At 70.1% G+C, this 18,170-nt stretch carries 18 protein-coding genes and 1 pseudogene; 17 read left to right on the top strand and 2 right to left on the bottom strand.

Annotated features, from left to right (window positions below; all coding sequences use genetic code 11):
- Positions 1-167: 167 nt before the first annotated feature.
- The 11 genes and pseudogenes from AC5Y4Q_RS20410 to xerD form a co-directional block, all read left to right on the top strand.
- Positions 168-1,064, top strand: a pseudogene (locus AC5Y4Q_RS20410) (tetratricopeptide repeat protein); the annotation flags it as partial.
- A complete protein-coding gene (locus tag AC5Y4Q_RS20405) occupies positions 1,053-2,090 on the top strand; it encodes an HAD-IIA family hydrolase (protein ID WP_499960116.1) in 1,038 nt (345 codons plus the stop codon). The pseudogene AC5Y4Q_RS20410 and the gene AC5Y4Q_RS20405, both read left to right, overlap by 12 nt.
- A gap of 38 nt (positions 2,091-2,128) precedes the next feature.
- Positions 2,129-2,305: a hypothetical protein gene (locus AC5Y4Q_RS20400; protein ID WP_165604348.1), complete on the top strand. Its 177-nt coding sequence runs from the start codon at positions 2,129-2,131 to the stop codon at positions 2,303-2,305.
- A gap of 6 nt (positions 2,306-2,311) precedes the next feature.
- Complete coding sequence (locus AC5Y4Q_RS20395; protein WP_064920304.1) at positions 2,312-3,118, top strand: TlyA family RNA methyltransferase; 807 nt, start codon at positions 2,312-2,314, stop codon at positions 3,116-3,118.
- Positions 3,119-3,120: 2 nt separating this feature from the next.
- Complete coding sequence (locus tag AC5Y4Q_RS20390) at positions 3,121-4,047, top strand: NAD kinase (protein WP_064920341.1); 927 nt, start codon at positions 3,121-3,123, stop codon at positions 4,045-4,047.
- Positions 4,048-4,051: 4 nt separating this feature from the next.
- Positions 4,052-5,851 (top strand): DNA repair protein RecN, encoded by a 1,800-nt coding sequence (gene recN / locus AC5Y4Q_RS20385; protein WP_064920305.1) that lies wholly within the window; start codon positions 4,052-4,054, stop codon positions 5,849-5,851.
- A gap of 84 nt (positions 5,852-5,935) precedes the next feature.
- Complete coding sequence (gene steA, locus AC5Y4Q_RS20380; RefSeq protein ID WP_064920307.1) at positions 5,936-7,117, top strand: putative cytokinetic ring protein SteA; 1,182 nt, start codon at positions 5,936-5,938, stop codon at positions 7,115-7,117.
- Between the two features lie 10 nt (positions 7,118-7,127).
- Positions 7,128-8,087, top strand: coding sequence for a copper transporter (locus tag AC5Y4Q_RS20375; protein ID WP_064920308.1), 960 nt, complete (start codon positions 7,128-7,130; stop codon positions 8,085-8,087).
- Positions 8,088-8,227: 140 nt separating this feature from the next.
- Entirely contained in the window at positions 8,228-10,030 is a 1,803-nt protein-coding gene (gene pyrG / locus AC5Y4Q_RS20370) for a CTP synthase (RefSeq protein WP_082952477.1), read from the top strand.
- Positions 10,023-10,646, top strand: coding sequence for an NUDIX domain-containing protein (locus AC5Y4Q_RS20365; RefSeq protein WP_064920309.1), 624 nt, complete (start codon positions 10,023-10,025; stop codon positions 10,644-10,646). Before pyrG ends, AC5Y4Q_RS20365 begins: the two co-directional genes overlap by 8 nt.
- Complete coding sequence (gene xerD, locus AC5Y4Q_RS20360) at positions 10,643-11,599, top strand: site-specific tyrosine recombinase XerD (RefSeq protein WP_064920310.1); 957 nt, start codon at positions 10,643-10,645, stop codon at positions 11,597-11,599. Before AC5Y4Q_RS20365 ends, xerD begins: the two co-directional genes overlap by 4 nt.
- Here xerD and AC5Y4Q_RS20355 read toward each other — a convergent pair.
- Complete coding sequence (locus AC5Y4Q_RS20355; RefSeq protein WP_064920312.1) at positions 11,596-12,348, bottom strand: O-methyltransferase; 753 nt, start codon at positions 12,346-12,348, stop codon at positions 11,596-11,598. The genes xerD and AC5Y4Q_RS20355 overlap by 4 nt on opposite strands.
- Positions 12,349-12,460: 112 nt before the next feature.
- On the opposite strand from AC5Y4Q_RS20355, the gene AC5Y4Q_RS20350 reads away from it, so the two are divergent.
- Genes AC5Y4Q_RS20350 through der form a run of 6 tightly spaced genes read left to right on the top strand, consistent with a single transcriptional unit; the run spans position 12,461 to position 17,717 of the window.
- Positions 12,461-13,318, top strand: coding sequence for a ParA family protein (locus tag AC5Y4Q_RS20350; RefSeq protein WP_064920313.1), 858 nt, complete (start codon positions 12,461-12,463; stop codon positions 13,316-13,318).
- Positions 13,306-14,136 carry a segregation/condensation protein A gene (locus AC5Y4Q_RS20345; RefSeq protein ID WP_499960115.1) on the top strand — a complete coding sequence of 277 codons (831 nt, stop codon included), beginning with the start codon at positions 13,306-13,308 and terminating at the stop codon, positions 14,134-14,136. The genes AC5Y4Q_RS20350 and AC5Y4Q_RS20345 overlap by 13 nt, the downstream gene beginning before the upstream one ends.
- A 14-nt stretch (positions 14,137-14,150) precedes the next feature.
- A complete protein-coding gene (scpB, locus tag AC5Y4Q_RS20340; RefSeq protein ID WP_064920343.1) occupies positions 14,151-14,870 on the top strand; it encodes an SMC-Scp complex subunit ScpB in 720 nt (239 codons plus the stop codon).
- A complete protein-coding gene (locus tag AC5Y4Q_RS20335) occupies positions 14,870-15,619 on the top strand; it encodes a pseudouridine synthase (protein ID WP_064920315.1) in 750 nt (249 codons plus the stop codon). The genes scpB and AC5Y4Q_RS20335 overlap by 1 nt, the downstream gene beginning before the upstream one ends.
- Positions 15,616-16,308 carry a (d)CMP kinase gene (gene cmk, locus AC5Y4Q_RS20330; protein WP_064920316.1) on the top strand — a complete coding sequence of 231 codons (693 nt, stop codon included), beginning with the start codon at positions 15,616-15,618 and terminating at the stop codon, positions 16,306-16,308. The genes AC5Y4Q_RS20335 and cmk overlap by 4 nt, the downstream gene beginning before the upstream one ends.
- Positions 16,305-17,717 carry a ribosome biogenesis GTPase Der gene (gene der, locus AC5Y4Q_RS20325; protein WP_064920318.1) on the top strand — a complete coding sequence of 471 codons (1,413 nt, stop codon included), beginning with the start codon at positions 16,305-16,307 and terminating at the stop codon, positions 17,715-17,717. Before cmk ends, der begins: the two co-directional genes overlap by 4 nt.
- A 10-nt stretch (positions 17,718-17,727) precedes the next feature.
- On the opposite strand, the gene AC5Y4Q_RS20320 is transcribed toward der, so the two are convergent.
- The gene (locus AC5Y4Q_RS20320; RefSeq protein WP_064920319.1) at positions 17,728-18,162 is read right to left on the bottom strand and encodes a hypothetical protein; all 435 of its coding nucleotides are present in this window, start codon (positions 18,160-18,162) and stop codon (positions 17,728-17,730) included.
- Between the last annotated feature and the right edge of the window lie 8 nt (positions 18,163-18,170).

Here is an 18,170-nt window from a genome sequence, read left to right as displayed (position 1 = left end):
ACACCGCACGCCCACGAATAGCGGGCGATCATTTGTGCCGACGACCCGCGGGGCAGGCATTCCTGGTCAGCCGGCAGCTCGGCACGCGGTTCGGGGATCGGTGCAGTCGGCGGAGAAATGCCGGCGGCCCGTATCCTTACACGAGGTTTTAGGCGCGAAAGGTTTCCGTGGTCGACAACAGAGCAAGTGGCGGGCGTGGTCAGCCGCGCGGGGGCACCGGAAGTGGCCAACGCGGTCCGCAGCAAAGGCGGGGAGCCGGCGATCAGCGGCGCACACCACCCACCGGCGATCAGCGCCGAACGCCTCGGGGCCCCAGACCGGACCGGGACCGTCGTACCGCGCCTCGGCGTGATCACGACGGCGGTTCACGGCCGCCGCGGCCAGCCGGCGAGGAACCCACCCCGCGCTACGACGACCCGCCGCTTCCCGCCGGGATCGAACCCAAACAGCTGGCCCCGGAAGTGCGTCGGGAACTGAGCACGCTGAGCCGGTCCGCCGCCGACGGCGTGGCCTGCCACCTGGTGGCCGCCGGCATGCTGCTCGACGACGACCCGCAGGCCGCCTTGCGGCACGCCCAGGCGGCCCGGGCGCGCTCGACACGGATCACCGCCGTACGCGAGGCGGTCGGGATCGCGGCCTACCACTGCGGCGACTGGACACAGGCGCTGGCCGAGCTGCGCGCCGCGCGCCGGATGGGCAGCAAATCCGCGCTGCTGCCGTTGATCGCCGACTGTGAACGCGGCCTGGGCCGGCCGCAGCGGGCGATCGAACTGGCCGCCAGCCCCGAAGCCGCCCAACTGGAGGGCGACGAGGCTGACGAACTGCGGATCGTCGTCGCCGGCGCCCGCGCCGACCTGGGCCAGCTGGAGCAGGCGCTGACGGTGCTGGCGGCGGCGCCGACCGACCCCGAACGCACCGGGTCGACGGTGGCCCGGCTGCACTACGCCCACGCCGAGACCCTGGTGGCCCTGGGCCGCGACGCCGAGGCGCTGGACTGGTTCCTCAAGGCCGCGGCAGCCGACACCGAAGGCGTGACCGATGTCGAGGAGCGGATCGCCGAACTGGGCGGCTCCGCCACACTGGCAGACGAATACGACTGTCTGCTACTCGATCTCGACGGCACGGTGTTCCGCGGTGGCGAACCCACCGTGGGAGCCGTCGAGACCCTGGCGCAGGTGCAGAGCCGCGGGCTGTTCATCACCAACAACTCCTCTCGGGGCGCCGCCGAAGTAGCCGAGCACCTGCGTCAACTGGGCTTCACCGCGGCCGCCGAGGACGTGGCCACCAGCGCCCAGATCGCGGCACACCTGCTCGCCGGGCAACTGCCCGCCGGATCGCGGGTGCTGGTAGTCGGCACCGAATCGCTGGCCGCCGAAATCGCCGCCGCCGGTTTGGAACCGGTGCGGCTGGCGGCCGACGAGCCGGCCGCGGTGGTGCAGGGACTGTCCACCGAGACCGGCTGGGCTGAGCTGGCCGAGGCGGCCCTGGCGATCCGGGCCGGAGCGATGTGGATGGCCACCAACGTCGACAAGACCCTGCCGTCCGAGCGCGGCCTGCTGCCCGGCAACGGATCGATGGTGGCCGCGCTGCGGGCCGCCACCGATGCCGAACCCCAGGTGGCGGGCAAGCCCGGCCCGGGACTGCTCACCGAGGCGCTGACCCGCGGCGAGTTCTATGCCCCGCTGGTCGTCGGTGACCGGCTGGACACCGACATCGCCGCCGCCAACGCCGCCGCGCTGCCGAGCCTGATGGTGCTCACCGGCGTCAACTCGGCACGCGACGCCGTCGGCGCCGTAGCCGAGCAACGCCCCACCTACATCGGCCACGATCTGCGATCGCTGCATCTCGACGCCAACCGGGCGGCCATCGGCCCGCAGCCGCAATGGCAGATCAGCGTCGACGGTACGACGATCACCGTCGCCACCGCGCAGCCCGAAGACGACGACGCCGATGGGCTGTCGATCGTGCGTGGCCTCGCCAGTGCGGTGGCCGACGCCGACCTGGCCGGGCGCGCGTTTTCCGTCGAGTCCGCCGACGACACCGCCGGCAAGGCTCTGCAACAGTGGTCCCTGCTCGGCCCCTGGCCGTAAGGGGCCCCACCTGGCATGGTCTAGCGTTGGTGGCACCCATGAACACTGAGATTGATGATGTCCGGGAGCGCATCGCGGCGTTACTGGCCGAGCTGCCCGGGGAAGCCGAGCTGGCCGAACTGCCGGCCCATAGCGATCTCAACGCGTTGGCGCAGCGGCTCGAAGAAGCCCATGAGGTCTTGGTGGCCGCTCTGGAGTCGGTGGAGAAGGGCTGAGGGCAGATGTCGCGGCGCGCTCGCGTTGACGCCGAGCTGGTCCGGCGCGGACTGGCGCGCTCGCGCCAGCAGGCCGCCGAATTGATCGGCGCCGGCAAGGTGACCATCGACGGCATCCCGGCAGTCAAACCGGCCACCGCGGTGACACTCACCGCCGCCTTGGCCGTCGTCGATGATGGCGAACGCAGCTGGGTGTCGCGCGGGGCGCACAAGCTGATCGGTGCCCTGGACACCTTCGGCATCACCGTCGCCGCCCGGCACTGCCTGGATGCCGGCGCATCGACCGGCGGATTCACCGAAGTGCTGCTGGACCGGGGCGCGGCCCGGGTGATCGCCGTCGACGTCGGCTACGGCCAGTTGGCCTGGGCGCTGCGCACCGACCCGCGCGTCGTCGTCGTCGAACGCACCAACGTCCGGGGCCTGACGCCCGAGGCCATCGGTGGCCCCGTCGACTTGATCGTCGCCGACCTGTCGTTCATCTCGCTGGCCACCGTGTTGCCCGCGCTGGCTGGCTGCGCGTCACCGGGCGCCGATATCGTTCCGATGGTGAAGCCGCAGTTCGAGGTGGGACGAGAACAGGTGGGTGCCGGCGGGGTGGTGTCTGACCCGGGCCTGCGCGCTGACGCGGTGCGCGCGGTGGCGCATCGGGCGGCAGACCTCGGGTGGAACACCGTCGCGGTCACGGCCAGTCCGCTGCCGGGCCCGTCGGGCAACGTCGAATACTTTCTGCATCTGCGTGCCGCCGCCGCACCGCTGACCGGTGATGCGTTGGATGCAGCCGTCAAGGAAGCCGTCGCGAAGGGACCCCAGTGACTATCGGGAGCCAACAGCGCACCGTTCTGCTGGTGGTGCACACCGGGCGTGAAGAGGCCACCGACACCGCCCGCCGCGTCGAGAAGGTGTTGGGTGACCACGGCATCACGCTGCGGGTGCTGACCGCCGAAGCCGTCGACAAGGGCTCGCTGCACCTGGCCCCGGACGACATGCGTGAACTCGGCGTCGAGATCGACGTGGTGGACCCGGACACCCGGGCCGCCGAGGGCTGCGAACTGGTGCTGGTCCTCGGCGGCGACGGCAGCTTCCTGCGGGCCGCCGAACTGGCCCGCAGCGCCGACATCCCGGTGCTGGGAGTCAATCTGGGTCGGATCGGCTTCCTGGCCGAGGCCGAAGCCGACCACATCGACCGGGTCCTCGACCACATCATCGCCCGGGACTACCGGGTGGAGGACCGGATGACGCTGGACGTGGTGGTGCGCGCCGACGGGCAGATCATCGACCGCGGCTGGGCGCTCAACGAGGCGAGCATGGAGAAGGGCCCGCGGCTAGGCGTGCTCGGCGTGGTCGTCGAGGTGGACGGCCGGCCGGTGTCGACGTTCGGCTGCGACGGCATGTTGATCTCGACACCGACCGGCTCCACCGCCTATGCGTTCTCCGCGGGCGGGCCGGTGCTCTGGCCCGACTTGGACGCGATCCTGGTGGTGCCCAACAACGCCCACGCTTTGTTCGCCCGGCCGATGGTCACCAGCCCCGAGTCCACGATCGCGATCGAAGTCGAGAGCGATGGGCACAATGCGCTGGTGTTCTGCGACGGCCGGCGCAAGATGCTGGTGCCCGCGGGTGGCCGCCTCGAGGTGCAACGCGGGGTCACCCCGGTCAAATGGGCGCGGCTGGGGCGGTCCCCGTTCACCGACCGGCTGGTGCGCAAATTCCGGCTGCCGGTGACCGGCTGGCGCGGGCAGTAGTCGAGTGCTGACGGAGATCCGCATTGAGTCGCTGGGTGCGATCCGCGCGGCGACCGCCGAATTCGACCGTGGACTGACCGTATTGACCGGGGAGACCGGTACCGGCAAGACGATGGTCGTCACCGGGCTGCACCTGCTCGGGGGCGCCCGCGCCGACGCCACCAGGGTGCGCTCGGGGGCGGCCCGCGCGGTGGTGGAGGGCCGGTTCTGCACCGCCGATCTGGCGCCGGCGGCCGCCGCGCAGATCGACGAGATCCTGGAGGCCTCCGGCGCCGAGCGCGACGAGGACGGCAGCGTGATCGCCGCGCGCTCAGTCAGCGCCGACGGCCCGTCGCGGGCCTACCTCGGCGGTCGCGGGGTGCCCGCCAAGTCGCTGAGCGGTTTCACCGGCGGGCTGCTGACCCTGCACGGCCAGAACGACCAGCTGCGGTTGATGCGCCCGGAGGAGCAGCGCGCGGCGCTGGACCGGTTCGCCGCGGTCGGCGCCCGGCTGGAGCGCTACCGCAGCGCCCGGGAGGCCTGGTTGGCGGCGCGACGCGAACTCGTCGATCGCGGCAACCGTGCCCGGGAACTGGCCCAGGAAGCCGACCGCCTCACCTTCGCGCTGCGGGAGATCGACGCCGTCGATCCGCACCCCGGAGAGGACGACGCACTGACGGTCGAGATCCGTCGGCTCTCCGAGCTCGACGCGCTGCGCGCCGCGGCGTCGGGGGCGCGGGCCGCACTGGACGGCGCCGATGACGAGATGGTGGCGTCCTCGGCCACCGACCGGCTCGGGCAGGCCAAGGCGGCGCTGACCGCCACCGACGACACCGCCCTGCAGGCGCTGGGCGAACAGCTCGGCGAGGCGCTCACGGTGGTCGGCGATGTGGCCCGCGAACTCGGCGGCTACCTCGACGAGCTGCCCACCGGCGCCGACGCGCTGGACGCCAAGCTGGCGCGGCAGGCCGAGCTGCGCATCCTGACCCGCAAATACGCCGCCGACATCGATGGGGTGCTGGCCTGGGCGGCGCAGTCGCGGGACCGGCTGGCTCAGCTCGACGTCTCCGAAGAAGCGCTCGCCGGGCTGGCCCGCCGCGTCGACGAGCTCGCCGAGCAGGTGGTGAAGACGGCCACCGAGCTCAGCGCCGCGCGCGGCAAAGCGGCTCGCGGGTTGGCCAAGGCGGTCAGCGCCGAGCTGTCCGGGCTGGCGATGGCCGACGCGGAATTCAGCATCCGGGTGAGCCACAGCCCGGCCGCCGACGACGACCCGGCCGCCCTGCGGTTGCCGTCCGGGCAGACCGTGCATGCCGGCGCCGACGGTATCGACGACGTCGAGTTCGGGCTGGCCGCGCACCGGGGCATGACGGTGCTACCGCTGGCCAAGAGCGCCTCCGGGGGCGAGCTGTCCCGGGTGATGTTGGCCCTGGAGGTGGTGCTGGCCACCTCGTCGTTGTCGTCGGCGCGCAGCTCGGCCGGCACCACGATGGTGTTCGACGAGGTCGACGCCGGCGTGGGCGGCCGCGCGGCCGTGCAGATCGGGCGCCGGCTGGCCCGGCTGGCCCGCACGCACCAGGTCATCGTGGTGACGCACCTGCCGCAGGTGGCGGCCTATGCCGATGTGCACCTGATGGTGGAGCCCACCGGCCGGGACGGCGCCAGCGGGGTACGGCGGCTGGACGGCGAGGACCGGGTGGCCGAATTGGCCCGGATGCTGGCCGGGCTGGGCGAGACCGACACGGCCCGCGCCCACGCGCGGGAACTCCTCAATGCGGCCCGCGAAGACGGCGACGCGGACCGCGCCACCCCGGCCACAACCGTGTGACTGGTGTGACTGTTCGTAACTAGTGGTGCTGTTGTTACGGCGCGCCTCCCCGATTTCGGGGATTTCCCGGACACAATCGCGGACATGAAGATGCCTGCGCTGCTGTCTCGTAACACCTCCCGGCCTGGTGTCGTCGGCACGGCCCGCGTCGATCACGACATCGACCGGTTGCTGCGGCGGGTGGGGCCCGGTGACATCGTGGTGCTCGACATTCTCGACCTGGACCGGATCACCGCCGACGCCCTGGTGGAAGCCGAGATCGCCGGGGTCGTCAACGCCTCGGCGTCCATCTCCGGGCGCTATCCCAACCTCGGGCCGGAGGTGCTGGTCGCCAACGGCGTCACCCTGATCGATGAAGCCGGGCCGACGGTGTTCAAGAAGATTCGCGACGGCGCCAAGGTCCGGCTGCACAACGGCGCCGTCTACTCCGGCGACCGGCGGTTGGCGCGCGGCGTGGAACGCAACGATGTCGAGATCGCCGACCTGATGCTCGAGGCCAAGACCGGACTGGTGGCTCACCTGGAGTCCTTCGCCGGCAACACCATCGAGTTCATCCGCAGCGAGAGCCCGCTGCTGATCGACGGGATCGGGATCCCCGAGATCGATGTCGACCTGCGCCGCCGGCACGTCGTGCTGGTGGGCGACGAACCCGATGCCGCCGACGACCTCAAGTGTCTCAAGCCGTTCATCAAGGAGTACCAGCCCGTGCTGATCGGGATCGGTGCCGGCGCCGACGTGCTGCGCAAGGCGGGATACCGCCCGCAGCTGATCGTCGGCGACCCCGACCAGATGAGCGCGGAGGTGCTGCGGTGCGGTTCGCAGGTGGTGCTGCCCGCCGACGCCGACGGTCACGCGCCGGGCCTGGAGCGCATCCAGGACCTGGGTGTGGGGGCGATGACGTTCCCGGCCGCCGGTTCCGCCATGGACCTGGCGCTGCTGCTGGCCGACCACCATGGTGCGGCGCTGCTGGTGACGGCGGGGCACACCGCCAACATCGAGACGTTCTTCGACCGGACCCGTCAGCTGACGAATCCGTCGATGTTCCTGACCCGGCTCAAGGTCGGCGAGAAGCTGGTCGACGCCCGCGCCGTCGCCACGCTGTACCGCAATCGGGTCTCCGCGGGAGCGATTGCACTGCTGGTGCTGTCGATGCTGATGGCGGTCATCGTGGCGCTGTGGGTCTCGCAGACCGACGCCGTGGTGCTCGACTGGCTCAGCAACTACTGGCATCACCTGACGCAGTGGCTGCAGCACTGGGTGACCTAAGGGAACTGCGATGATCACCCCGCGCTACCACGCGATGTCGCTGACCGCGGTGCTGCTGGCACTGGTGCTCGGCGTCGTGCTGGGCTCCGGGCTGCTGTCGGGGCGGGTGTTGGGCAGCCTGCAGTCCGATAAGCAGGAGTTGCGCGCGCAGATCGACGCGCTGCACGCACAGCGCAGCGCACTGGACGAGCGGCTCGGCAACGCCAACGATTTCGATGCGGCAATGGCACCCCGGATCGTGCATGACGCGCTGACCGGCAAGTCCACGGTGATCTTTGCGACCCCCGACGCCGCCGCCGACGACGTCGAGGCGGTGGCACGCATCATCGGCCAGGCGGGCGGATCCGTCACCGGCACGGTCGCTCTGACGGAGCAGTTCGTCGGCGGCAACGCCGAGGAGAAGTTGCGTGCGGTGGTGGAATCCGGGATCGTGCCGGCCGGTGCCCAACTGAGCACCACGCTCATCGACCCGGGCGCCCAGGCCGGCGACCTACTGGGTATCGCGCTGCTGATCAACTCGCGCCATCCCGACCCGGCTGCTCGGCCCGGCCCCCCCGTCGATGACGCCCAGCGCGGCACCGTCCTGGCGGCGCTGCGCGACACCGGTTTCATCACCTACCGTGACCAACGGTTCGCGCCGGCCGATGCGGCCGTGGTGGTCACCGGGGGAGCGCTGCCCGACGACGCCGGCAGCAGTGGCGTGAGCGTGGCCCGGTTCGCGGCGGCCCTGGCCCCGCACGGCTCGGCGACGGTGCTGGCCGGCCGGGACGGCTGCGCCTCGGGCACCGCGGCCGTCGCGATGGCCCGCACCGATTCGGCGGTCGCCGAAGCGGTCAGCACCGTCGACGACGTCGACCTCGAGGCCGGCCGGATCACCACCGTCATGGCGGTGAGCAGCCTGCTCAACGGCGGGCACCCCGGGCAGTACGGCATCGGCCACGGCGCCGGCTCGGTCACGCTGGCGCAGTAGAGCACACGGCGCGGCCGGCGTGGCCGGGCGTGGCCGGGCGTGTCAGCGGCCGGGGGCCGCTGACGATGTTAGGGTGAGATTCCGTGGGTCGGCAGGCCCTCAATCCTGCGCCGTCGTCACGGAGGTTGGTGTTGCCACCACTGCGAAAGCATCCGCAAACCGAGCCGAAGCACCTCTTCGTCACCGGTGGAGTTGCATCCTCGCTGGGTAAGGGTTTGACCGCCAGCAGCCTCGGTCAGTTGCTGATCGCCCGCGGCCTGCAGGTCACCATGCAGAAGCTCGACCCCTACCTCAACGTCGACCCGGGAACGATGAATCCGTTCCAGCACGGTGAGGTCTTCGTCACCGAAGACGGCGCCGAGACCGACCTCGATGTCGGCCACTACGAGCGGTTCCTGGACCGCGATCTGCCCGGGTCGGCGAATGTGACCACCGGGCAGGTGTATTCGACGGTCATCGCCAAGGAACGCCGCGGCGAGTACCTCGGCGACACCGTGCAGGTGATCCCGCACATCACCGACGAGATCAAGCGGCGCATCCTGGCGATGTCCGAGCCGGACGCCGAGGGGCGGCGCCCCGACGTCGTCATCACCGAGATCGGCGGCACCGTCGGCGACATCGAATCGCAGCCGTTCCTGGAAGCTGCCCGGCAGGTCCGCCACGACGTCGGCCGCGACAACGTGTTCTTCCTGCACGTGTCGCTGGTGCCGTATCTGGCCCCGTCGGGCGAGCTCAAGACCAAGCCGACCCAGCATTCGGTGGCGGCGCTGCGCAGCATCGGTATCACCCCGGACGCGCTGATCCTGCGCTGCGACCGCGATGTGCCCGAGCCGCTGAAGAACAAGATCGCGCTGATGTGCGACGTCGACGTCGACGGGGTGATCTCCACCCCGGACGCGGCGTCGATCTACGACATCCCCAAGGTGCTGCACCGCGAGGAGTTGGACGCCTACGTGGTGCGCCGGCTCAACCTGCCGTTCAAGGACGTCGACTGGACCGAGTGGGATGAGCTGCTGCGCCGCGTCCACGAACCGCATGAGACCGTGCGAATCGCGTTGGTGGGCAAGTACATCGACCTGTCCGACGCCTACCTGTCGGTGACCGAGGCGCTGCGGGCCGGCGGGTTCACCCACTATGCGAAGGCCGAGATCAACTGGGTTGCCTCCGATGCGTGCGAAACCCCCGCCGGGGCGGCCGCCGCTCTCGGCGAGATGCACGGGGTGCTGATTCCGGGCGGGTTCGGGATCCGGGGCATCGAGGGCAAGATCGGCGCCATCGCCTATGCCCGCACCCATGCGCTGCCGGTGCTGGGATTGTGCCTGGGCCTGCAGTGCATCGTCATCGACGCGGCCCGTACCGCCGGGATCACGCAGGCCAGCTCGGCGGAGTTCGATCCGGACACCCCTGATCCGGTCATCGCGACCATGGCCGATCAGCAGGATGCGGTCGCCGGAACCGCCGACCTCGGCGGCACCATGCGCCTCGGCGCCTATCCTGCTGTGCTGGAACCGGGTTCGATTGTGGCCGAGGCCTATCAAGCCACCGAGGTCTCCGAACGACACCGGCACCGCTTCGAGGTCAACAACGCCTACCGCGACCGGATCGCCGAGAGCGGGCTGCGCTTCTCCGGCACCTCGCCGGACGGGAAGCTGGTGGAGTTCGTCGAGTACCCCCGGGAGATGCACCCGTTTTTGGTGGGCACCCAGGCGCACCCGGAGCTCAAGAGCAGGCCCACCCGCGCGCATCCGCTGTTCGCCGCCTTCATCGGTGCGGCCATCGATTACAAGGCCGCCGAGCGGCTGCCGGTGGAGATCCCCGAGCACCACCACGAACATCACGAGGCCCTCGATGCCCAGAACGGAGCCGATGCGCACGGCGGCAGCGCCCAGCCGTTGACCGACCCGCTGCAAGAAGCCCTGCCGGAACACGTAACCCGTGGCTGACCACGTCTTCGAGACCACCTCGTCGCAGCTGCTGCACAGCGGCAAGATCTTCGCGCTGCGCCGTGACGAGGTGCGGATGCCGGGCGGCAAGACGGCCACCCGCGATGTGGTGGAGCACTACGGCGCCGTCGGGGTGGTGGCCATGGATGAGGCCGGCAACATCCCGCTGATCTACCAGTACCGCCACGCGTTCGGCCGCCGGTTGTGGGAGCTGCCCGCCGGACTGCTCGACGTCCGTGGTGAGGCGGCGCACCTGACCGCCGGACGTGAACTCGTCGAGGAGGCCGGTTTGACGGCGACCACCTGGCGGGTGCTGGTCGACCTGGACTCCACGCCGGGCTTTTCCGATGAGTCGGTGCGGGTGTATCTGGCCACCGGCCTTTCCGAGGTCGACCGCCCGCAGGCCCACGACGAGGAAGCCGATCTCACGCTGCGCTGGTATCCGCTCGCCGAGGCGGCCAGGATGGTGTTGCGCGGCGAGATCGTCAATGCGATTGCGGTGGCGGGGATTCTGGCCGCCTACACGTACCGCCAGGGTCTGGGGACCCCACGTCCGGTGGACGCCGAATGGGTCGACAGGCCGACCGCGTTCGCCGCCAGGCAGAGCCGGTCATGACCGCGGCGGCCCGGCCGGTAGCCCCGCTGACCGGGCAGTTGCAGGGTTATCTGGATCATCTGACGATCGAGCGCGGGGTCGCCGCCAACACGTTGAGCTCCTATCGGCGCGACCTGCGGCGCTACAGCGAGCACCTGTTGGCCCGCGGAGTTGAGGACCTGGCTGACGTCCGGGAGAGCGATGTCACCGAATTCCTGGTGGCGCTGCGGCGCGGTGATCCGGAAAACGGCGTGCCGGCGCTGTCGGCGGTCTCGGCCGGGCGCGCACTGATCGCGGTGCGGGGTCTGCACCGGTTCGCCGCCGCCGAGGGCATGGCGGCTGTGGATGTGGCGCGCGGGGTCAAGCCGCCGGCGCCGGGACGCCGGCTACCCAAGAGCCTGAGCATCGACGAGGTGTCGGCGCTGTTGGCCGGCGCAGGCGGCGACAGCGCCTCGGACGGCCCGTTGACGCTGCGCAACCGGGCGCTGCTGGAGTTGTTGTACTCCACCGGATCCCGCATCTCGGAGGCCGTCGGCCTGGATCTCGACGACATCGACGTGCGCGACCGGTCGGTGCTGTTGCGCGGCAAGGGCGGCAAACAGCGGCTGGTGCCGGTGGGGCGGCCCGCGGTGGCGGCCTTGGACGCCTACCTGGTGCGGGGCCGCCCGGGCCTGGCGGGCCGGGGCCGCGGCACGGCGGCGGTGTTCCTCAACGCCCGCGGCGGCCGGCTGTCGCGGCAGAGCGCCTGGCAGGTGCTGCAGGACGCCGCCGAACGGGCCGGGATCACCGCGAAGGTGTCACCGCACACCTTGCGGCATTCGTTTGCGACCCATCTGCTCGACGGCGGCGCCGACGTGCGGGTGGTGCAAGAGCTGCTCGGGCACGCCTCGGTGTCGACCACGCAGATCTACACGCTGGTCACGGTCAACACGCTGCGCGAGGTGTGGGCCGGCGCCCACCCTCGGGCCCGCTAGCCCAGAAACGTCGACTCCAGCACCAGATCGTGCAGCAGGCGCTGATACTCCACATGCGTCTTGTGTTCGGTGGTGTCCCAGTGCGACCCCTGCTGGGCGCGCATGTATTCGCGGTAGCGCGGCGCGCCCGGCACCTTGACGTTGTCGGCGACCACGACCGATCCGGGGTGCAGCCAGCCCCGGTCCAGAATGCTCTGCAGGTCGGGCAGGTAGGCGTCCTTGTCATGGTCGAGGAACAAGAAGTCCAGGCCGCCGGCGGCAAAGCCGTGCCGTGCGGTCAGGGCGTCCAGCGTGCGTCCGCCGTCGCCGATGGTGCCCACCACGCAGGTGATCCGGTCGGCCACCCCGGCGTGCGCCCAGATCTGCCGGGCGTTGCCGGCGTTGGCCTCGGCGAGCTCGACCGAATAGATCCGGGCCGCCGGTGCGGCGCGCGCGATGCGCAGGGCGCTGTACCCGCAGTAGGTGCCCAGCTCCAGGGCCAGCGTCGGGTTGGCCCGCTGCACGGCGGCGTCGAGCAGCGCGCCCTTCTCGTCGCCGATGTTGATCAGCAGCGACTTCTCATAGGCGAACTCGTCGATGTGAGCCAGCACGTCGTCGATATCGCCGGCCCGGGCGTTGGACAGCACGTAGTCGACGGCGGCTTCTTCGCGGCCGTCGCCGATCTGGCCCGTCGTGGTGATGTTGCGCGCGCCGGTCGCCATCCGCAGGAACGACCACCGCAGGAAGGGGATGTGTCGTTTGAGGCTCATGGGTGGATCTTATGGCGCTCGGCACGCCTGAGGAGTGTTCATGTAGCAGGTGCGGGCGTCGGTCACCCGTTAGACTTCTTCGGATGTCCGCCACCACCTCGCCGAACCGGCCATGAGCGACGACGACACCCCCGGCGTCGGCTTGACCGGGCGTCCACCGCGGAACATCCCCGAGCCGCAGCCCCGTTCGACACACGGCCCCGCCAAGGTCATCGCGATGTGCAACCAGAAGGGCGGCGTCGGCAAGACCACCTCGACCATCAACCTCGGCGCGGCGCTGGCCGAATACGGCCGCAAGGTGCTGCTGGTGGATCTGGACCCCCAAGGCGCGCTGTCGGCGGGCCTCGGGGTGCCGCACTACGAGCTGGCGCACACCGTCCACAACCTGCTGGTGGAGCCGCGGGTCGACATCGACGACGTGCTCATGGCGACCCGGGTGGAGAATCTGGACCTGGTGCCTTCCAACATCGATTTGTCGGCGGCCGAGATCCAGCTGGTCAACGAGGTGGGCCGGGAGCATTCGCTGACCCGTGCGCTGCGCCCGGTGCTCGACCGCTACGACTATCTGCTGGTGGACTGTCAGCCGTCGCTGGGGCTGCTCACCGTCAACGGGCTGGCGTGCGCCGACGGGGTGGTGATCCCGACCGAATGCGAGTACTTCTCGCTGCGCGGCCTGGCGTTGCTGACCGACACCGTCGAGAAGGTCCGTGACCGGCTGAACCCGAAGCTGGAGATCAGCGGCATCCTGCTGACCCGCTATGACCCGCGTACGGTCAACTCCCGGGAAGTGATGGCGCGGGTGGTGGAGCGCTTCGGCGACCTGGTGTTCGACACGGTGATCACCCGCACCGTCCGTTTCCCCGAAACCACCGTGGCGGGCGAGCCCATCACCACCTGGGCCCCCAAATCCGGCGGTGCGCTGGCTTACCGCGCGCTGGCCCGCGAAGTCATCGACCGATTCGGCGCGTGAGTACCGACACCGAGACCGACACCGAAACGGCTGCCACCGGTTTTCGCGTTCGACTGACCAACTTCGAGGGCCCCTTCGACCTTCTGCTGCAGCTGATCTTCGCGCACCGCCTGGACGTCACCGAGGTGGCGTTGCACCAGGTCACCGATGATTTCATCGCCTACACCCGCGACGTCGGCCCGCAGCTGGGCCTGGAGGAGACGACGGCGTTTCTGGTCATCGCCGCCACCTTGCTCGACCTCAAGGCGGCCCGGCTGCTGCCCGCCGGCCAGGTCGACGACGAAGAGGATCTGGCCCTGCTGGAGGTCCGGGACCTGCTGTTCGCCCGGCTGCTGCAGTACCGGGCCTTCAAGCACGTCGCGCAGATGTTCGCCGAGCTCGAAGCTGCCGCGCTGCGCAGCTATCCGCGCGCGGTGTCGCTGGAGGACGGCTTCGCCAACCTGCTGCCCGAGGTGATGCTGGGCGTCGACGCCGAATCGTTCGCCCAGATCGCGGCGGCCGCCTTCACCCCGCGACCGGCCCCGACGGTCGGCACCGAGCACCTGCATCAGGTGATGGTGTCGGTGCCCGAGCAGGCCGGTGTGCTGCTGAGGCTGCTGGAGCGGAGGGGTACCGGACAGTGGGCGTCGTTCTCCGAACTGGTCGCCGACTGCCGGGCACCGATCGAGATCGTCGGCCGCTTCCTGGCGCTGCTCGAACTGTATCGGGCGCGGGCGGTAGCATTCGACCAGTCAGAACCACTTGGTGTGCTCCAGGTGTCGTGGACCGGTGAGCGTCCGACCAATGAAGACCTGGTGAAAGCAGAATCGGCCGAGTAGTGCGAGACGAATTGATGACTGACCACATGCCCGAGGTGTCGGAGGATTCCGCGGCTGCCGCCGACGGCTCCAATCTGGGAATCGATGTCGCTGTCGCGCCCGAGCTCGAGGACTCCGAGCTGGGCGCGGTGCTCGAGGCGCTGCTGCTGGTGGTGGACACCCCGGCGACCGTCGAGGCGTTGGCGGCCGCCACCGACCAGCCGGTGTATCGGATCGCGGCCAAGCTGCGCGCGATGGCCGACGAATTCGCCGAACGCGACAGCGGCATCGACCTGCGCGAGGCCGGCGGCGGCTGGCGCCTGTACACCCGCGCCCGGTTCGCCCCGTATGTGGAGCGCCTGCTGCTCGACGGTGCGCGCTCCAAACTGACCCGCGCCGCGTTGGAGACGCTGGCCGTGGTCGCCTACCGGCAACCGGTGACCCGCGCCCGGGTCAGTGCGGTGCGCGGCGTCAACGTCGACGCGGTGATGCGTACCCTGCTGGCCCGTGGTCTGATCACCGAAGCCGGCACCGACGCCGACAGCGGCGCGGTGACGTTCGCGACCACGGAGCTGTTCTTGGAGCGGCTGGGCCTGTCATCGTTATCGGACCTGCCGGACATCGCCCCGCTGCTGCCCGATGTCGACGTGATCGATGATCTGAGCGAATCCCTGGACAGCGAACCGCGTTTCATGAAACTCGGCGGTGCGCCGGCGGCTGATCAGCCGCTGACTTTCGATGTGGACCACGACTGATGGCCTGGCCTGATGAAGAGGGCGTGCGCCTGCAGAAAGTGTTGTCGCAGGCCGGAGTTGCCTCGCGTCGCGTCGCCGAGCGGATGATTCTCGACGGTCGGGTCGAGGTGGACGGGCAGGTGATCACCGAGCTGGGCACCCGAGTGGACCCCGGTGCCGCGGTGATCCGGGTCGACGGGGCTCGGGTGACCGTCGATGACACCCGGGTGTACCTGGCGCTGAACAAACCGCGCGGCGTGCATTCGACGATGTCGGACGACCGCGGCCGGCCCTGCATCGGCGACTACGTCGAGCACCGGGTTCGCGGCGATTCCAAGCTGTTTCACGTTGGACGCCTCGACGCTGACACCGAGGGTCTGATGCTGTTGACCAACGATGGCGAGCTGGCGCACCGGCTGATGCACCCGTCTTATCAGGTGCCCAAAACCTATGTGGCCACCGTGCTCGGGACGGTGCCCCGCGGTCTCGGCAAGAAGCTGCGCGAGGGCGTGGAACTCGACGACGGACCGGCCAAGGTCGACGACTTCGCGGTGGTCGACGCCGTGCCCGGCAAGACGCTGGTGCGGGTGACCCTGCATGAGGGACGCAAGCGCATCGTGCGCCGGATGCTGGCGGCGGTCGGGTTTCCGGTGCAGGAGCTGGTGCGCACCGATATCGGCGCGGTTGCGCTGGGCGGGCAGCGGCCCGGCACCATCCGGAAATTGGGCCGCAAGGAGATCGGCGAACTGTACAAGGCGGTCGGACTGTGAGCACGGATAGCGGCGTCGTGGTGGCCATCGACGGGCCAGCCGGAACCGGAAAGTCCACGGTGGCACGCGGATTGGCGCGCGCCCTGGGGGAACGCTATCTGGACACCGGTGCGATGTACCGCGTCGTCACGCTGGCGGTGCTGCGATCTGGTGTCGCACTGGATGACGCCGACGGCATTGCCCGGGTCGCCGAAGGCGTCGAGGTCGCCGTGGATTCCCACCCGGACGGTGACCGTGCATACCTTGGCGGAGAAGATGTTTCGCGTGAGATCCGCGGTGACGAGGTGACCCGGGCGGTATCGGGCGTGTCGGCGATTCCGGCGGTGCGCTCCCGGCTGGTCGCCATTCAGCGGCAGCTGGCCGGCGAGGCCGGCGGGGTGGTGGTCGAAGGCCGTGACATCGGCACCGTGGTGCTGCCCGACGCCGACGTGAAGATCTTCCTCACCGCCTCTGCCGAGACGCGCGCCCGGCGGCGCAACGACCAGAACGTGGCGGCCGGGCTGGGCGATGACTATGCGGCGGTGCTGGCCGACGTGCTGCGCCGTGACGAACTGGATTCGACCCGGGCGGTGTCGCCGCTGCGGCCCGCCGACGATGCGGTGATCGTGGACACCGGGGAGATGACACAGGCGCAGGTGGTCGACCACCTGCGGGAATTGGTCGAGCAGCGCTGCGGGGCGATCCGATGAGTGAATCCGACGGCACCTGGGTCGACGAAACTGACTGGGAGATCGGTGAAGACGGCGGCTTCGACGAAGTCGTCGAGGACTCCGGGCCGCCGCCGGTGGTGGCCGTGGTGGGCCGGCCGAATGTCGGCAAGTCGACTCTGGTCAACCGTATTCTGGGCCGGCGCGAGGCGGTGGTGCAGGATCTGCCCGGGGTGACCCGCGACCGGGTCTCCTACGACGCGCTGTGGACCGGGCGGCGCTTCGTGGTGCAGGACACCGGTGGCTGGGAACCCGACGCCAAAGGCTTGCAGCAGTTGGTGGCCGAGCAGGCGTCGGTGGCGATGCGCACCGCCGATGCGGTGATCCTGGTGGTCGATTCGGTGGTCGGCGCCACCGCCGGCGACGAGGCCGCCGCGAAGATTCTGCGCCGCTCCGGCAAGCCGGTGTTTCTGGCCGCCAACAAGGTTGACGGTGAACGCGGCGAAGCCGACGCAGCGGCGCTGTGGTCGCTGGGGCTGGGCGAGCCGTATGCGGTCAGCGCGCTGCACGGGCGTGGCGTCGCCGACCTGCTCGACGAGGTGATCGCCAAGCTGCCCGAGGTCGCCGAAACCGCCGGTGGCGGAGGGGGTCCCAGACGGGTGGCGCTGGTCGGCAAGCCCAATGTCGGCAAGAGTTCGCTGTTGAACCGGCTGGCCGGCGATGAACGTTCGGTGGTGCACGACGTCGCCGGAACCACCGTCGACCCGGTCGACTCACTGATCGAGATGGACGGCAAGATCTGGCGTTTCGTCGACACCGCCGGGCTGCGGCGCAAGGTCGGGCAGGCCAGCGGCCACGAGTTCTACGCCTCGGTGCGCACCCACGGCGCGATCGACGCCGCCGAGGTGGTGATCGTCTTGGTGGATGCCTCCCAGCCGCTGACCGAGCAGGATCAGCGGGTGTTGTCGATGGTGATCGACGCGGGCCGGGCGGTGGTGCTGGCCTACAACAAGTGGGATTTGGTCGACGAGGACCGGCGTTACCTGCTGGACAAGGAGATCGACCGGGAGATGGCCCGGCTGGCGTGGGCGCCGCGGGTCAACATCTCGGCCAAAACTGGTCGCGCGGTACAGAAGTTGGTGCCCGCGCTGGAGACCGCGCTGGCGTCGTGGGACACCCGGATATCGACCGGTCAGCTGAACACCTGGCTCAAGGAAGTGGTCGCCGCGACACCGCCGCCGGCCCGCGGCGGCCGGATGCCGCGCATCCTGTTCGCCACCCAGGCGGCGTCGCGTCCGCCGACGTTCGTGTTGTTCTCTACCGGATTTCTGGAGGCCGGGTACCGCCGGTTTTTGGAACGACGGCTGCGGGAGACGTTCGGGTTCGAGGGCAGCCCGATCCGGATCAATGTGCGGGTGCGGGAGAAGCGGGGCGCCAAGCGTTCTCGGTGAACCCCTCGGGTTACCCGGTCTTGGTCAGCTGGAAATCCCACTGCCCGACCACGCCGCCGGCCGGCCCTCGGCCACACTGCTCCAGCGTGGCGGTGGTCCATTGGCCGGTGAGAGTCACCGCGTCGAAGCTGACCGTTTTCGACACGGGCAGCGGGGTGTGGTCCACCGGGCAGTCCATGCTGCCCCGGCCGGTGTACTCCCAGCGGCCACCGTTGAGATGAAATTCGGCGTTCTGCAGCCAGCGTTCCCCGTCGACGGTGGTGCAGGTCGGCCCGCACGGGGTGAAGGTCCACGTCGCTGACCGCTGCGACGGGCCGTGCTGGGCGCTGAAGGCGTACTGGCCCGACGGCACCTCCGGGTCGGCCTGGGCCGTCGGCGCGGCCCCGCCGGCCAATACCAACCCGCAGGCAGCACCGACGGCCAGCTTTCCGGTTGTGCCGATCATCGCATCAC

It is taken from the genome of Mycobacterium sp. NGS16 (genome assembly GCF_059813225.1).
The sequence above is the reverse complement of the archived record's forward strand: the minus strand, read 5'-3'. Positions and strand labels throughout refer to the sequence as shown.